The 13,842-nt window shown below is 67.0% G+C and carries 12 protein-coding genes; 9 read left to right on the top strand and 3 right to left on the bottom strand.

Annotated features, from left to right (window positions below; translation table 11 throughout):
- Positions 1 to 179 precede the first annotated feature (179 nt).
- A complete protein-coding gene (gene hglS / locus ACNJ7E_RS19480) occupies positions 180 to 1,574 on the bottom strand; it encodes a 2-oxoadipate dioxygenase/decarboxylase (protein WP_418340755.1) in 1,395 nt (464 codons plus the stop codon).
- Between the two features lie 28 nt (positions 1,575 to 1,602).
- Positions 1,603 to 2,754 (bottom strand): Glu/Leu/Phe/Val family dehydrogenase, encoded by a 1,152-nt coding sequence (locus ACNJ7E_RS19485; RefSeq protein ID WP_164060836.1) that lies wholly within the window; start codon positions 2,752 to 2,754, stop codon positions 1,603 to 1,605.
- Positions 2,755 to 2,854: 100 nt separating this feature from the next.
- On the opposite strand from ACNJ7E_RS19485, the gene ACNJ7E_RS19490 reads away from it, so the two are divergent.
- The 5 genes from ACNJ7E_RS19490 to ACNJ7E_RS19510 all read left to right on the top strand — a co-directional run bounded on the left by ACNJ7E_RS19490 (position 2,855) and on the right by ACNJ7E_RS19510 (position 8,712).
- On the top strand, positions 2,855 to 3,778 hold the full coding sequence (locus ACNJ7E_RS19490; protein WP_418340756.1) for a LysR family transcriptional regulator: 924 nt from the start codon (positions 2,855 to 2,857) through the stop codon (positions 3,776 to 3,778).
- A gap of 324 nt (positions 3,779 to 4,102) precedes the next feature.
- Positions 4,103 to 6,325, top strand: coding sequence for a thiamine pyrophosphate-dependent enzyme (locus tag ACNJ7E_RS19495; RefSeq protein ID WP_418340757.1), 2,223 nt, complete (start codon positions 4,103 to 4,105; stop codon positions 6,323 to 6,325).
- A 127-nt stretch (positions 6,326 to 6,452) separates the two neighbouring features.
- Positions 6,453 to 6,986 carry a gluconokinase gene (locus ACNJ7E_RS19500; RefSeq protein ID WP_418340758.1) on the top strand — a complete coding sequence of 178 codons (534 nt, stop codon included), beginning with the start codon at positions 6,453 to 6,455 and terminating at the stop codon, positions 6,984 to 6,986.
- Entirely contained in the window at positions 6,983 to 7,756 is a 774-nt protein-coding gene (locus ACNJ7E_RS19505; protein ID WP_418340759.1) for a glucose 1-dehydrogenase, read from the top strand. Before ACNJ7E_RS19500 ends, ACNJ7E_RS19505 begins: the two co-directional genes overlap by 4 nt.
- A 26-nt stretch (positions 7,757 to 7,782) precedes the next feature.
- A complete protein-coding gene (locus tag ACNJ7E_RS19510; protein WP_418340760.1) occupies positions 7,783 to 8,712 on the top strand; it encodes a D-isomer specific 2-hydroxyacid dehydrogenase family protein in 930 nt (309 codons plus the stop codon).
- On the opposite strand, the gene nac is transcribed toward ACNJ7E_RS19510, so the two are convergent.
- Entirely contained in the window at positions 8,706 to 9,623 is a 918-nt protein-coding gene (gene nac / locus ACNJ7E_RS19515) for a nitrogen assimilation transcriptional regulator NAC (RefSeq protein WP_418340761.1), read from the bottom strand. The two genes, ACNJ7E_RS19510 and nac, sit on opposite strands and share 7 nt — an antisense overlap.
- 270 nt (positions 9,624 to 9,893) lie before the next feature.
- On the opposite strand from nac, the gene ACNJ7E_RS19520 reads away from it, so the two are divergent.
- From ACNJ7E_RS19520 to ACNJ7E_RS19535, 4 genes are read left to right on the top strand one after another with little or no spacing between them, the layout of a single operon-like run.
- Positions 9,894 to 10,712, top strand: a complete 819-nt coding sequence (locus tag ACNJ7E_RS19520) for a LamB/YcsF family protein (RefSeq protein WP_418340762.1) — start codon at positions 9,894 to 9,896, stop codon at positions 10,710 to 10,712.
- Positions 10,700 to 11,422, top strand: coding sequence for a 5-oxoprolinase subunit B family protein (locus tag ACNJ7E_RS19525; protein ID WP_418340763.1), 723 nt, complete (start codon positions 10,700 to 10,702; stop codon positions 11,420 to 11,422). Before ACNJ7E_RS19520 ends, ACNJ7E_RS19525 begins: the two co-directional genes overlap by 13 nt.
- Entirely contained in the window at positions 11,415 to 12,458 is a 1,044-nt protein-coding gene (locus ACNJ7E_RS19530) for a 5-oxoprolinase subunit C family protein (RefSeq protein WP_418340764.1), read from the top strand. The genes ACNJ7E_RS19525 and ACNJ7E_RS19530 overlap by 8 nt, the downstream gene beginning before the upstream one ends.
- A complete protein-coding gene (locus tag ACNJ7E_RS19535) occupies positions 12,455 to 13,804 on the top strand; it encodes an MFS transporter (RefSeq protein ID WP_280779524.1) in 1,350 nt (449 codons plus the stop codon). Before ACNJ7E_RS19530 ends, ACNJ7E_RS19535 begins: the two co-directional genes overlap by 4 nt.
- Positions 13,805 to 13,842 lie beyond the last annotated feature (38 nt).

A 13,842-nucleotide genomic window follows, 5' to 3' on the forward strand; every position in this document is an offset into this window, starting at 1 on the left:
ATCGGTCATGATCACAAGCCCTCTCGAATGTGCAGTACGTCTGTCCCGGCAGATAGTGGTGCCGTCGAGCGCATCCACTACCTGCCGACCAGATATGTTGCCATCCCGTGATCCGCACCTGAGTCGCCGAACGTCGTGTGCTCGAACATTCGGCCACACGTGAACGAGTCGCCTCGCCACTAGCCGAAGTTGACGCCCTGCTCAATTCCGAGCTGCGTCAGGCTTTCTCGCAGCGATGCGTCCTGCTGCGCGCGATACAGCGCCTCGGGGGTGTGCACTTCCCGTTCGAGAGCGCCCGCGAACCAGTCGATGGTGTAGTCGGCGCCGGTGCTCGTGGTGTCCTTCGTGCCGTTGCCGGACAGGTTCGACTGGAAGATTCCGGCCGCGCTGCGCGGAAGGAAGTCCTCGTACACGATCGGTGTGGCCACCAGCGTTCCCGACCGAACCAATGCGGCCGGATCGCGATCCGCCACACCGGAGGGGGAGTGCACGTCGCCCACGCGGTACGTGAAATACGCGAGAGCCTCCTCCTCGAGACCTGCTTCCGTGGTGGGGAAGTCGGAGGCCTCCCACACCAACCTCCCGGCGTCCTGCCACGACGAACCGTTGCGCGCGGCGGCATCCGTCTCCGCCATCAGCGCGTCGTACCGTTCCCGGCCGCGGGGAGTGAGCGCGATTCCGCGCGACTCGACCTCACCGAACCGCACCCGCAGCGTGCCGTCGACGACCTCACCGTTCGATTCACGGAACTTCCGGGGCTCCGCGAGGGCCCGGAACGAGGTTTGCCGGAGCAGAACGTCGGGGCCGTTCCATCTCGGCGGGCCCTGGATCTGGTCGATCATCTTCAGGCCGCGTCGCTGCATCCGGGTGTAGAGCTCGTCGATGTCCAGGACGCGCGGGGTCAGGTGATTGATGTGGGTTCGGGTGACTCCGCCGATGTCGGCGGCCACGGCCGAGACCTGCTCCAGTTCGGCGTACCACGCACGATCGGTCGGCTCGGACGACAACTCGAATGCGGAGGTCGCCAAGTGGACGAACGTATCGGCCTCGGCGGAGGGAAGGCCGTGTTCGGTGATGGCTCGCTCGGCCAGAGTGAGTAGTTCCTCGCCGAACAGTGTGCGTCGACCGAGGAACGTCTCGAGCCGGCTCTGCAGGTCTTCGGAGAAGAAGCGGCGATCGTCGACCGCGAGCATCGACGTGAACACGCGAAACGGGTTGCGTGCGAGTTCGTGGGCGTCGATCGGCCGGAAGGCCGTCGACACGACCGGAACTGCGCTCCGCGCTGCGTCGCGCAGGTCGTAGAACCCGACGGGGTGCATACCGAAACCGGCGAAGATCGTGCCGACGTCACGGAGTTCCCGGGGAGTGCCCACGCGGATCGCGCCGTGTCTCTCGGCCGTCACCCTGCCGATGTCGCCGAGCCGCTCCGCGTCGTCGCGTCCGGCGACGACGGCGGAGTTGATGTCCTCGCACACGTCGACGAGTGTGGCGTAGGCCGGTACCTCACGGCCGTACATCGAGGACAGAGCGGCCGCGAATCGCGCCCGCAGCTGCCATGTGGGGATTACGGTCATACTTCTCATGCTCCGATCGGTGTCCCTGTTATGCGTTCGCGCGGATCTGACCTCGCGCCACCATCGCGGCACGCACCCGCGACTGGGCGATACGACGAGCGGCATCGTGTGGCAGGGCGCCGTGCGCCGCGACCTCGTCGAGGACCTCGCTGGTATTGGCCCGGAGACGCTGCGAGACGAGGTCGAGTACGGCCTTTCCTTCCGGGCGGAACGGGGAGTAGCGGGCCTCCATGGCGACACCGGCCGCCACGATTCCTCCGGCGTTGGCGACGAAATCCGGAACGACCAGTACGTCGTTGCGCGCAAACACCTTCAGCGCCTGCGGGCTGGCAGGCAGGTTGGCGCCTTCGACGACCAGCGTGGCCTTGACCTCGCGGGCGGATTGTTCGTCGATGACGTCCTGCAAGGCGGCAGGGACCAGGACGTCGCAGTCGACGAAGATCTCACGCCCTGCGGGCAGGACGGTCGCGCCCGGGTAGTGCTCGACCAGGTGATCACCGAAATCAGCTTTCAGTTTCAGCAGCAGAGCAACATCGAGGCCATTCGGGTCGTGAAGCGCGCCCACTGACGTCGACACGGCCACGATCGTGGATCCGAACGCGGCGAAGCGTTCGGCCGCGGCGGAACCTACAGCGCCGAAACCCTGGATGGAGATCCGTGCGTTGCCGAGGTCGATGCCCCGGCGTTCCGCGGCGACCTGAGCGGACTCGGCTACACCGAAGCCGGTCACACCCAGCTGATCGTAGGGAACGCCGCCGAGTTCGTGCGGGCTGCCGACCGCCGCGCCGCGGTCGCCGAGTTCGTCCTGGAAGATGGCTGCATCGTTCTCGGTGAGTCCCATGTCGAGTCCGAGGACGTACTCGCGTGGTACTTCGTTGGACAGCTTGCGGGCAAAGGCCCGGAGGATCTCTTCCTTGTTCGCTGCATTCGGATCACCGGCGATTCCCGCTTTCGCTCCGCCGTGGAACATGTCGACACCTGCCCATTTCCACGTCATCACTCGTGCGAGGCGTGCGATCTCGCCGACGGTGACGGTAGGGCTCATCCGCGTTCCGCCCTTACCGATTCCCCGGGCCGTGTTGTCGATGACGAGCACGCCTTTCATGCCCGAGCGGCGGTCGGAAACGACCACCACCTTCTCGGGACCCCAGTCGTCGATCTGCGAGAGTAGGTCGGTCATGGTCGGTGTGCCCCTGTGCTGCGTAGTGTTTGACCGTCGACCGGTTCCGGCCGACGGCGATATCGTGGACGTCTGTTCTCGACTCGAAGGATGACGTGACATGCTCAACCCAGTTCATCTGCGGACACTCGAAGTGGTGACCGAGACCGGATCGTTCGCGGCGGCGGCTCGCGAGCTCGGATACACGGCCTCGGCGGTGTCGCAGCAAATGGAGGCGCTCGAAAGAGCTTCCGGTATGCGTCTTTTCGATCGTGAGGCGCGTGGGGTCAAGATCACCGAGATGGCGAGAATGCTGACCGAACGCGCTCGGGGAGTTCTGGCCGAGCTCTACGAACTCGACGCCGACGTGCGGGGGATCGCCACCGGGCGTACCGGTCGGCTCCGCGTCGGATGCTTCCCGACCGCGGGTGCACGCATACTGCCGTCGGCGTTGTCGAACCTGCGGGAGACCCATCCGGCAGTGGAGGTGTCCCTTCGGATCGGGGAGCCGAAGGACACCGTGCCCATGATCGAATCCGGCGAACTCGACATCGCGTTCACCTACGAGTACGCGGCGCTGCAGCAGCGATGGTCCGATGCGGTAGTCGAAAAGCCGTTGATCGTAGAGGATCTGGTATTCCTGAGCCCCTCCGATGAGGGGATTCGTGAGGCAGTGGACATCGAGCGCGCCCGCTCGTTGCAGTGGATCTCGAGCGGCGCCGGCACCGCCGGTGAGCTGACGATGTACCGCATCTGTGCGGATATGGGATTCGTCCCCGAGTTGAACCTCAGAACCGAATACTACGATCTCGTCACGGAATTCGTCGGCGCCGGACTCGGAGTGGCGATCGTCCCCGCACTGGGAATCCTCGACCATCCGACTGTGTCCATCGTGCCGCTGCACTCTCCCTGGGCGCGCCGCACGGTCGCGTTGGTTCACCGTCGCAACCCCAGCAACCCGCTGATACCCGTGGTCGTCGACTCCTTCGTGGAAACGGTGACCACGCACGATTGGGGTCGGTACGTCACCGTGGCGGCGCTCTGAACGTCTCGAACTATCCACCGTGATCCCTTCCCGAAGCCTGCGCGTGGTCACCGATGCATCAACCATGCACGAGGTGGCGGACGACTGGAAGTGCTGGAGCGACCGACCTGGTGACCCTCAGGGCAAGTTCTGCTTAATGATGAAAAAGAGCAGGTCCGGGGCTTGCCTGCCACGTTCGGGGGCCGCCGGGGCACCCGTGACCCCAGTATTCGTCATGGTGACGGTCACGGTCCGGCGCGAGGAACAGTCGACCTTACGGTGAGGGATCGAGACTCTGATCCTGCGACTCTTGCCCGCTGGTCGGCGCCACAGGATGATCTAGGAATGGCCGAACAGATCGACGACTACTTCACCTCTGTCGTGTCGGGGCTGGTTCCCGGGGAGAGCCGCCCCGGCGTCGGTCCGGAGGATCCGATCCAGCCGCCGTCCCCGTTGTCGGTGCAGGGCGCTCTGGACCTCTTCGACGCCCAGGTCGGCAGCAGGCATCTCGATCTGGCGGCCCGCTGGTTGCGGTCGCGGGGCAAGGGTTTCTACACGATCGGCTCGTCCGGGCATGAGGGCAACGCCGCAGTCGCGGCCGCCCTGCGACCTTCCGATCCCGCTCTGCTGCACTACCGTTCCGGTGGTTTCTTCCTGGCACGGGCGCAGCAGGTGGACGGCAGTGATCCGCTGCGCGACGTCCTCCTCGGACTCATGGCGGCGACGGAGGAACCGATCTCTGGCGGCAGGCACAAGGTATTCGGCCGCCACGACCTCAACATCATTCCCCAAACCTCCACCATCGCTTCGCATCTCCCACGCGCTGTCGGTGTTGCCTTCTCCATCGCCCGGTCGGAGAAGTTGCATGTGCCCTCGCCGTGGCCGGCCGACGCGGTCGCCGTCTGTAGCTTCGGGGATGCGTCCGCGAACCATTCCACCGCCGTCGGTGCCGTCAATACCGCGGTGCACGCCGCCTACCAGGGGTTGCCGTTGCCGCTGCTGTTGGTGTGCGAGGACAACGGCATCGGGATCAGCACCAAGACGCCGAAGGGGTGGATCGCCGCGAACTTCGGTGACCGGGCGGGCCTCGAGTACTTCGAGGCGGACGGCTCCGACCTGCCGGCGGCATACGCGACGGCGAGAGATGCCGCCGACTGGGTTCGCAGGCACCGGAAGCCCGCGTTCCTGCACCTGCGCACCGTCCGGTTGATGGGTCATGCCGGCTCCGATGTCGAGGCCGCGTACCGGACATCTGCGGAGATCACCGCAGACTTCGACCGGGATCCGGTGCTGTGCACCGCGAAACTGCTGATCGAACGCGGACACCTGAGCCCCACCGACATCCTCGACCGCTACGAGAACAAGCGCGCCGAGGTCCTCGAACTGGCCGAGCAGGTCGGCGAACTACCTCAACTGGACAGTCCCGCGGCGGTGATGAAGCCACTCACCGACAGTGCCGAGCAGGCCGCCGCGGCCGCGCCGGAGCGCGTCGACCCGGACCGTCGCGCGCAGTTCGTCGGGTCCCCGCTTCCCGAGGATGAAGGTCCGCTGACCACCGCTCTTGCGATCAACCGTGCGCTGCTCGACGTGCTGGCCCGCTACCCCGAGGCACTGGTGTTCGGTGAGGACGTCGCCCGAAAGGGCGGGGTCTACGGGGTGACCCGGGGTCTGATGAAGAAGGCCGGGTCGGCGCGCGTGTTCGACACGCTCCTCGACGAACAGGCGATCCTGGGTCTCGCGCTGGGCGCGGGGGTGTCTGGACTGCTGCCGATCCCGGAAATCCAGTACCTGGCCTACCTGCACAATGCGGCCGACCAGATCCGGGGGGAAGGCGCGACGTTGCAGTTCTTCTCCGACCGCCAGTACCGCAACCCGATGGTGGTGCGGGTCGCGGGATACGGGTATCAGAAGGGGTTCGGTGGGCATTTCCACAACGACAACGCCGTCGCCGCACTGCGCGACATCCCGGGCATCGTGGTGGCGTCCCCGGCGCGCCCCGACGACGCCGCGGCCATGATGCACACGTGCGCGGCGGCCGCGCGGACCGCAGGCGCTTTGTGTGTGTACCTGGAACCGATTGCGCTGTACCACACCAGAGATTTGCACGAGGACGGTGACGAGCAGTGGCTGGCACCGTATCCGGATCCGGCGAAGCGGACCGAGAACCATGTGCCGATCGGCTCGGCCCGCACGTACGGTGACGGCACCGACCTGACGATCGTCACGTTCGGCAACGGGGTGCACATGAGCCTGCGCGTCGCGCGGCGTCTCGAACGGGCGAACATCGCCGCGCGCGTGGTGGACATGCGGTGGCTCGCACCGCTGCCCGTCCACGACATCGTCCGGGAGGCGAACGCCACCGGCCGGGTGCTGATCGTCGACGAGACCCGCAAGTCGGGGGGAGTGTCGGAAGGTGTGGTGACGGCGTTGATCGACGACGGCTTCACCGGGCCGCTCGCACGCGTCACGAGCGACGACAGTTTCATCCCGCTCGGCGATGCCGCCCTCGAGGTCCTGCTCTCCGAGGAGACCATCGAGGCCGCGGCAGTCAAACTCGTGGGCCGATAACATCCGCATCCCTCGCGCTTCGCTATGACGGCAACGTCAACCGGTATCCCCTCCGCCATTGCCAAGCCGTTGTCCGGTCGGGCATGTTCGAACTGCATCTCTCCACACCGGCGGACAGGAACATTTCATGAGTGGCGATCAGCGACCCCACATCGTGGTGATGGGGGTGACCGGCTGCGGGAAGACGACAGTCGCGCAGCAACTTTCCGAACTGACCGGCCACCGGTTCCTGGACGCCGACGATCTGCATCCGCCGTCGAAAGTCGAGAAGATGGCCGCCGGTATCCCGCTGACCGACGACGACCGGGCACCGTGGCTCGCAGTCGTCCGTGACCGGCTGCAGGAGCTGTCCGATCAGGGACGCCGTGGCGTGGTGGCGTGCTCGGCGCTACGGCGGAGCTACCGGGACATCCTCCGCGACGTCTCCGACCCGGTGTTGTTCGTCCACCTCACAGGAGAGCGGGAGGTCATCCACGGCCGGATGCACGCGCGGAGCGGGCACTTCATGCCGCCTGCCCTGCTCGATTCCCAGTTCGCGCTCCTCGAGCCGCTCGACGCCGACGAATTCGGAGTGGTCCTGGACGTCGCTCCGGCGCCGGACGCGATCGCCCGGGCCGCCGTCGAATACCTGCACGAAGAACGAAAGGTCGTCACACAGTGAGTTCGCACGGGAGTTTCGATGTGGCGGGCAAGATCGCGCTCGTCACGGGGTCGAGTCGGGGAATCGGCTTCGCACTCGCCAACGGACTCGCCGAGGCGGGTGCGGAGGTCGTGCTCAACGGCCGCGACGCCGACGCCCTCGCACGCAGCCGCGACGAGATCGTCGACGCCACCGGTGCGACAGTCCACACCTGCGCGTTCGACGTGACCGCTCCCGAGGAGGTTGCGGCCGCGGCGCAGCGGGTCGAGGACGAGATCGGACCCGTCGAGATCGTGGTGAACAACACCGGCGTCCAGCACCGCAGCCCACTGCTCGAGTTCGGTGACGACGACTTCCGTCGCGTACTCGACACCAACCTGAGCAGCGCCTTCTTCGTCGGCCGCGAGTTCGCGCGGGCGATGGTCCGGCGCGGGCACGGGAAGATCATCAACATCTGTTCCGTCCAGAGTGAACTCGGCCGGGCGGGCATCGCCCCGTACGCCGCGAGCAAGGGCGGGCTGAAGATGCTCACACGCGGAATGTGCGCCGACTGGGCACCGCTGGGACTGCAGGCCAACGCCATCGCACCCGGGTACTTCGACACCCAGCTCACCGAGGCGCTCGTGAACGATGCCGAGTTCAGTGCGTGGCTGACCAAACGCACGCCCGCCGGGCGGTGGGGGCGTCCCGAGGAACTCGTGGGTGCACTGCTCTTTCTCTCGTCACCGGCGTCGGACTTCGTGAACGGCCAGATCCTGTACGTCGACGGCGGCCTCACCGCCGTAGTGTGATCCCCACCCGACCGACTCGAAAGACCATGATGCCGAACACCGCAACGCCTCGTATCCACCTCGGACCGTACCCGGACGCCGCCCTGATGCGCGGGATCGAGCGGGGCGGAGGCGTCCTCGCCCCGCTCGACGATGCCGAAGCCGTGGTGTGGGCGCAGGGTCCCGACACGTTCCCGGCGAAGTTGCCGGACTCGGTGCGCTGGGTGCAACTCCCCTCGGCGGGTGTGGAGCCGTGGATCTCCGCGGGGATCGTCGACACCGAGCGGACGTGGACGTCCGCGGCCGGCGCCTACGCCGGTAACGTCGCGGAACACGGAGTTCTGCTGCTTTTGGCCGGTGTCCGCGCCCTCACCGAGCAGGTGCGCGCGACCTCGTGGCGCAAGGCCGAATTCGACCCGCAGGTGGGCACGCTGCGCGGGGCGACGGTCGCCATCGTCGGGTGCGGCGGCATCGGTCGCGCGATGATCCCGCTGCTCGACGCGTTCGGGGCGCGGGTGCTCGCCGTGACCCGTTCGGGAACCCCGGTCCCGGGTGCTGTCGAGACGCTGACGTCCGATCGGACGTCGGAAATCTGGTCCAGAGCAGACCATTTCGTCATCGCCGCACCGGCGACGGCGGCGACCGCACAGATCGTCGACAAGGACGCGCTCGCGCAGATGAAATCGACGGCGTGGATCGTCAACGTGGCGCGCGGCTCCCTCATCGACACCGCGGGGCTCGTCGACGCGCTGAAATCCGGATCGATCGGCGGGGCCGCCCTCGACGTCACCGATCCCGAACCACTTCCCGACGGACATCCGCTCTGGGCCCTGCCGAATGCCATCATCACGCCGCACGTCGCGAATCCGGCGACGGGGCTGACGCGGCTGCTTGCCGATCACGTCGCGTCCAACGTCGAACGTTTCGCTGCCGGAGCGCCTTTGATGGCACCGATCGACGCGAGCCGGGGCTACTGAATGCCTCGGTCGGCTTCCGAACTGGTCCGGATGTAGTTGGCGACGACACTGCGCAACACCTCGCGCACGGCCTCGGCAGGTCCCGAGAGCGGCTGGTTGGCGGGTGTTCCGAGGGAGACCTGGACTTCGATGGTCGGTTCGATGCGGCGGAGTTCCAGGTTCTCCACATTCATGATGCGGCGGGCCACGGAGAACGGTAATACCGTCGCGCCCAAACCATTTCGTACCGCCTGGGCCATCAGGGTCACCGATTCCACCTCCCCGACCACCCGCGCGTGCTCGAAGGCGTGTTCGTAGGCCTGCTCAACCACCTTACGGATGGTGTGCATCGGGCCCGGCAGCAGCAGCGGCAGGTCGACGAGATCCTTGATGGCGACGGCGGTCCCGGTGTCACCGGGCAGACCGGTGCCTGCCGGCGCGACGACCATCAGTTCCTCGGTGAGGAGACGCTCGAAGTTGACGCCCTTGATCGGCCCGGTGTCGTAGAGCAGCGCCATGTCCATGCGGCCGGTCATCATGGCCTCGCTCAGCACGCCGCCGAAGTTCTCGTTGATGTGCAGAAGGATGCTCGGGTACCGCGACCGCACCGCGGTGAGCAGCGGCAACGCGATGGAGCTCACGGTGCTGTACGGCGCGAGCCCGACGGAGACGCCGCCCGCCAGTTCTCGACCGACGACGCTCACCTCGGCTTGAGCACTCTCGACCTGCCGCAGGATCACCTGCGCGTGCCGGTACAGCGCGCGCCCCGCATCGGTGGGTTCCACGCCCTGCTTGCTGCGGATCAGCAGCTGCTGACCGAAGTGGGTCTCCAGCGCCGTCATCTGCTGGCTCAGTGCCGGCTGGGCGATGTGCAGAATGTCGGCCGCCCGCGTGATGCTTCCGGCGTCGACGATGCGGACGAATGAGAACAAGCGTCGGGTATCCACGAGCGATCTGCCTTTCTGACGATGCGGCGACGCAAGCACGCCGCGGTTTCGACAAGGTTGCCGGGCGGAAACACCGCCGTAGCCAAATGCGAGGCGCTGTTCTTCCCTCTTTGCATCGCCGCTGTTCAAACACCATAGACGTTCGTTATCGCCTCACGTAAAACAGGTATTAACCGCCCGAACCGGATCCTGCGTAGCGTCCGTTTACATCGAAAGTTCACAGGAACTGCACCAGCGGTTCCACTGCAGGTCCCCATGGGAGGCACCGTGACTGTCAAGATCGATCTCGTCGCCGACCTCGGCGAGAGCTTCGGCGCATGGACGACGGGCGACGACGACGCGCTGCTCGACGTGCTGACGTCCGCCAACGTCGCGTGCGGATTCCATGCCGGTGACCCCAGGACCATGGACGCCACGGTCCGAGGATGCGTCGCCCGCGGAATCGGCATCGGCGCGCACCCCAGCTTTCCCGACTTGGCAGGGTTCGGACGGCGCGCGATGGACCTCACCGCAGACGAGGTCCGCACGGACGTTCTGTACCAACTCGGCGCGCTGCACGCCTTCGCGACCTCGCACGGCACGACGCTCTCGCACATCGCACCGCACGGTCGGTTGGGAAATCTCGTCGCCACGCGTGCGGACTACGCACGCGCCGTCGTCGACGCGGTGGAGGCGTTCGACCCGCGGCTGATCGTGCTCGCCCAGGACGGTGAACTCGCCGACCACGCCCGTGAGCGGGGGATTCGCGTGGCGATCGTCGCCATCGTGGACCGCGCGTACCGCTCGGACGGCACCCTGGTGCCGCGGTCCGAGCCCGGCGCCGTGATTCATGACCAGGACACTCTGGTGGCGCGCACGGTGCAGATGGTGACCGAGGGTGTCGTCGAGGCCGTCGACGGCACACGCGTCCCGATCGAGGCCGACACGGTGCTGCTGCACGGTGACGGCGCCGACGCCGTACGCAACGCGCGAGCGATCCGGGAGGCGCTCCTGAGGGCGGGCGTCGTCATCGCCCCGGTGACCGAGGTCCTCGCGGCCAAGGAAGAACAGGAGTCCGCGTCGTGTCCGGCGTGACGTGCATCCGGCCGCACCGGGATTTCGTCCTCTCGGATTGCGGAGACTCCGCGGTACGTCTGACGTCGCTGTCCCCGGACGCCGAGGAGCGCTGGCGGGTGGTCCACACGGTCGCCGCCGCGCTCGACGCACGCGGCGACGAGGTCGCGGTCACCGGCATCATTCCCACCTACGACGCATTGCTGGTCGAATTCGATTGTGGTGCAACCACCCACGACGCCATCCGTGCACACGTCCAACGGCTGATCGAGCGCCCCGCGAATGCCGCGGAGCGCGGCCCGCGGCAGTTCGAGATCCCGGTCGTCTACGGGGGAGAATTCGGCCCCGACCTCGACGAGGTGGCAGAACACCTCGAACTCTCACCCGCCGAGGTGATCCGACTGCACGGCGCAGGCCCACTGACCATGCGCTGCTTCGGTTCCCCGGGCGGCGCCCCGATGCTGGACGGTCCCGCGTTCCCGCGGCCCGTCCCACGCCGCACGATTCCGCGGCCACACGTACCGGCCGGCGCGGTCGCTGTCGCGGGCAGGCAGGCCGTCGTCTCCGCGCGTCCCGCGCCGGGAGGCTGGCCGGTGATCGGTCGAACCCCGCTGACCATCGTCGATCCGGCGACAGACCCACTGTCCGACTTCCGGCCCGGCGACACGTTCCTCTTCGTTCCGATCACCGCCGCCGAGTGGTCGACGTACGAGGGGGTCCGTCATGGCTGAATCGATCACCGTCACGACACCCGGGCTGACCTCGATCCAGGACCTCGGCCGGCTCCGAGCCTCCCGGTTCGGCCAGATGACCGGCGGAGCCTCGGACCAGTACAGCGCCGACGTGGCGAACGCACTGGTCGGGAGCCCGCGTACGGCGCCCCTGCTCGAGATGGTCGCCATGGACTTCGGCGCCGTCGCGAGCATCGACCTGCTCGTCGCGGTGACCGGAGCGCCGGCGGAGGTGCAGGTCGGGGGTGTCGCCCGCCCGCAGTGGGAGCCGTTCGTGTGGACCGCGGGCGAAGAACTCACCGTCCGCGGAATCCGCGACGGGCTCAGGGTCTACCTCGCCGTGCACGGAACGATCGACGCGCCCTGCCTGCTCGGTAGTTGCGCCCCCGACTCGGTTCTCGGTTTCGGCCGGCAACTGACGGTCGGCGAGTCCGTCGCCATCGACGTCGACGGAGCGCCGATCGACCACCCACACTTCCGGATGCCGCTGTTCCGGCTCGGCGCCCGGCCCGCGGCCTTCACCGGATGCTGGACCATCGACGTGACCGATGGGCCCGACGTCCACGAATTCGGCTCGACCTCCGCCCGATTGTTCGACACCCCGTTCGTCATCGGCGACAACTCGAACCACATCGGTCTCCGCCTCACGCCGACCGATCCGGGCAGCCCCGTCCCCAAGCGGGACCGGTCGACGGAGGTGCTCTCCCGCGGCGTGCCGATCGGTGCGGTCGAGGTTCCCGCCGGCGACGAGATCCTCGTTCTGCATCGTGGGCGAGGGGTGACCGCCGGATACCCGGTGCTCGCGGTCGTGACCGCCACCGCTCTGTCCCAGCTCGGCCAGGCACGCCCCGGCCAGGAGGTCCGGTTCAGGAAGGTGACCGTCCCCGACGCTGTGGACGCGTACCGCACGCAACGACGCTCGATCGATCTCCTCCGCTCCCGCGTGGCCAACGCGTTCGCCAGTCTTCGGATCCCCCTTCACACAGAAACGACATCCGCCCAGCACAGCTCGGTACCCCAGATGGAGTCAGCATGACCAACGCGATCTCACCCGACACGGCCGGGCACACGGCCGAACACGAGGTGCAACCCCGCCAGCTACGCAAAGTCGTTCTCGCAGGCTGCGTGGGCATCTTCGTCGAGCTCTACGACAACGGCATCTTCGCCTTCATGGCAACCGCCCTGGCCATCGTCTTCTTCGACGTCTCCAAGTCGAGTGACGCGCTGATGCTCGTCTTCGCCGGTTACGCGATCTCGTTCTTCGTCCGACCTCTCGGTGCGGTCGTCTGCGGCATCCTGGGCGACAGGATCGGCAGGCAGAAGATGCTCGTCTTCGTCATCATGCTGATCAGCGTCGCCACCGCGGGAATCGGCATTCTCCCGACCTACGCCGCGATCGGCGTCGCCGCACCCGCCCTGTTGATCCTCCTGCGCATCCTGCAGGGATTCTCCGTGGGCGGTGAGGCGGCGGGCGCCATGACCTTCCTCGCCGAGCACTCACCGGAGGGCAAGCGCGGACTCATCACCAGCTACGCACAGATCGCGTCTTTCCTGGCCCTGCTCACGGGCACGCTCGTGGCGTTCGCGATGTCACCGTGGCTCAACGAGGCCGCCATCAACGGCGGCGGACCGGCCAGCTGGGCGTGGCGTGTGCCGTTCCTCGTCGCGATCCCGATGGGCATCATCGGCTGGTACATCCGCCGGGCCATCAGCGACACCCCGAACTTCGAGAAGCTCAAGGCGGAAGGCGGACTGTCCCGCAACCCGCTGAAGGAAGCGTTCGCGACCCCCGAGCACCGCAAGGCGATGCTGCTCGCGCTGTTCATCCCGCTGATGAACGGCTCCGGCTACTACGTGCTCTTCTCCTACATGCCGACGTTCCTGAAGGGCGACAACATCGGCTTCTCGACCGGCACCGCCCTGCTCGTGACCGCGGCGAGCCTCGTGGCGATCTGCATCGCCATCCCGTTCATGGGTGCTCTCTCCGACCGTGTCGGCCGCAAGAAGGTCATCGCCGGCGCGGCCATCGCGATGGCCATCGGCGCCATCCCCTGTTACGCCCTGATCGCGACCGGCAACTTCGTGCTCGCGGTGGTCGGCGCGTGCATCATGGCGGTGATCTTCGCCGGTCACACCGCCGTCATCCATATCCTCATCGTGGAGCTCTTCCCCACCCGGGTGCGGTACTCGGCGTACGGGCTGGGCTACAACATCTCCTCGGCGGTCTTCGGCGGCACGGCACCTCTGCTCATGACCTGGCTGATTCCTCAGTTCGGAATTTACGTTCCCGCGGTCTATGCCGTTGTCACCGCGGTGGGAACCCTCATCGCCGTCAGCACCATCACCGATCGGGCGCACGTGCCTCTCCGCGACACGCTCTGACGGAACCAGACTCGGCCCGGTGGTCTCCTGACCACTCG

Source organism: Rhodococcus mengyinensis (genome assembly GCF_048381435.1).
Lineage (GTDB): Bacteria > Actinomycetota > Actinomycetes > Mycobacteriales > Mycobacteriaceae > Rhodococcus_F > Rhodococcus_F opacus_D.

Excerpts from the sequence above, each read along its gene's own strand:
- hglS (WP_418340755.1), bottom strand. The coding sequence starts at position 1,574 with ATGACCGTAATCCCCACATGGCAGCTGCGGGCGCGATTCGCGGCCGCT.
- ACNJ7E_RS19510 (WP_418340760.1), top strand. The coding sequence starts at position 7,783 with ATGATGCCGAACACCGCAACGCCTCGTATCCACCTCGGACCGTACCCG.
- ACNJ7E_RS19530 (WP_418340764.1), top strand. The coding sequence starts at position 11,415 with ATGGCTGAATCGATCACCGTCACGACACCCGGGCTGACCTCGATCCAG.
- ACNJ7E_RS19490 (WP_418340756.1), top strand. The coding sequence starts at position 2,855 with ATGCTCAACCCAGTTCATCTGCGGACACTCGAAGTGGTGACCGAGACC.
- ACNJ7E_RS19500 (WP_418340758.1), top strand. The coding sequence starts at position 6,453 with ATGAGTGGCGATCAGCGACCCCACATCGTGGTGATGGGGGTGACCGGC.
- ACNJ7E_RS19495 (WP_418340757.1), top strand. The coding sequence starts at position 4,103 with ATGGCCGAACAGATCGACGACTACTTCACCTCTGTCGTGTCGGGGCTG.
- ACNJ7E_RS19520 (WP_418340762.1), top strand. The coding sequence starts at position 9,894 with ATGGGAGGCACCGTGACTGTCAAGATCGATCTCGTCGCCGACCTCGGC.
- ACNJ7E_RS19535 (WP_280779524.1), top strand. The coding sequence starts at position 12,455 with ATGACCAACGCGATCTCACCCGACACGGCCGGGCACACGGCCGAACAC.
- ACNJ7E_RS19485 (WP_164060836.1), bottom strand. The coding sequence starts at position 2,754 with ATGACCGACCTACTCTCGCAGATCGACGACTGGGGTCCCGAGAAGGTG.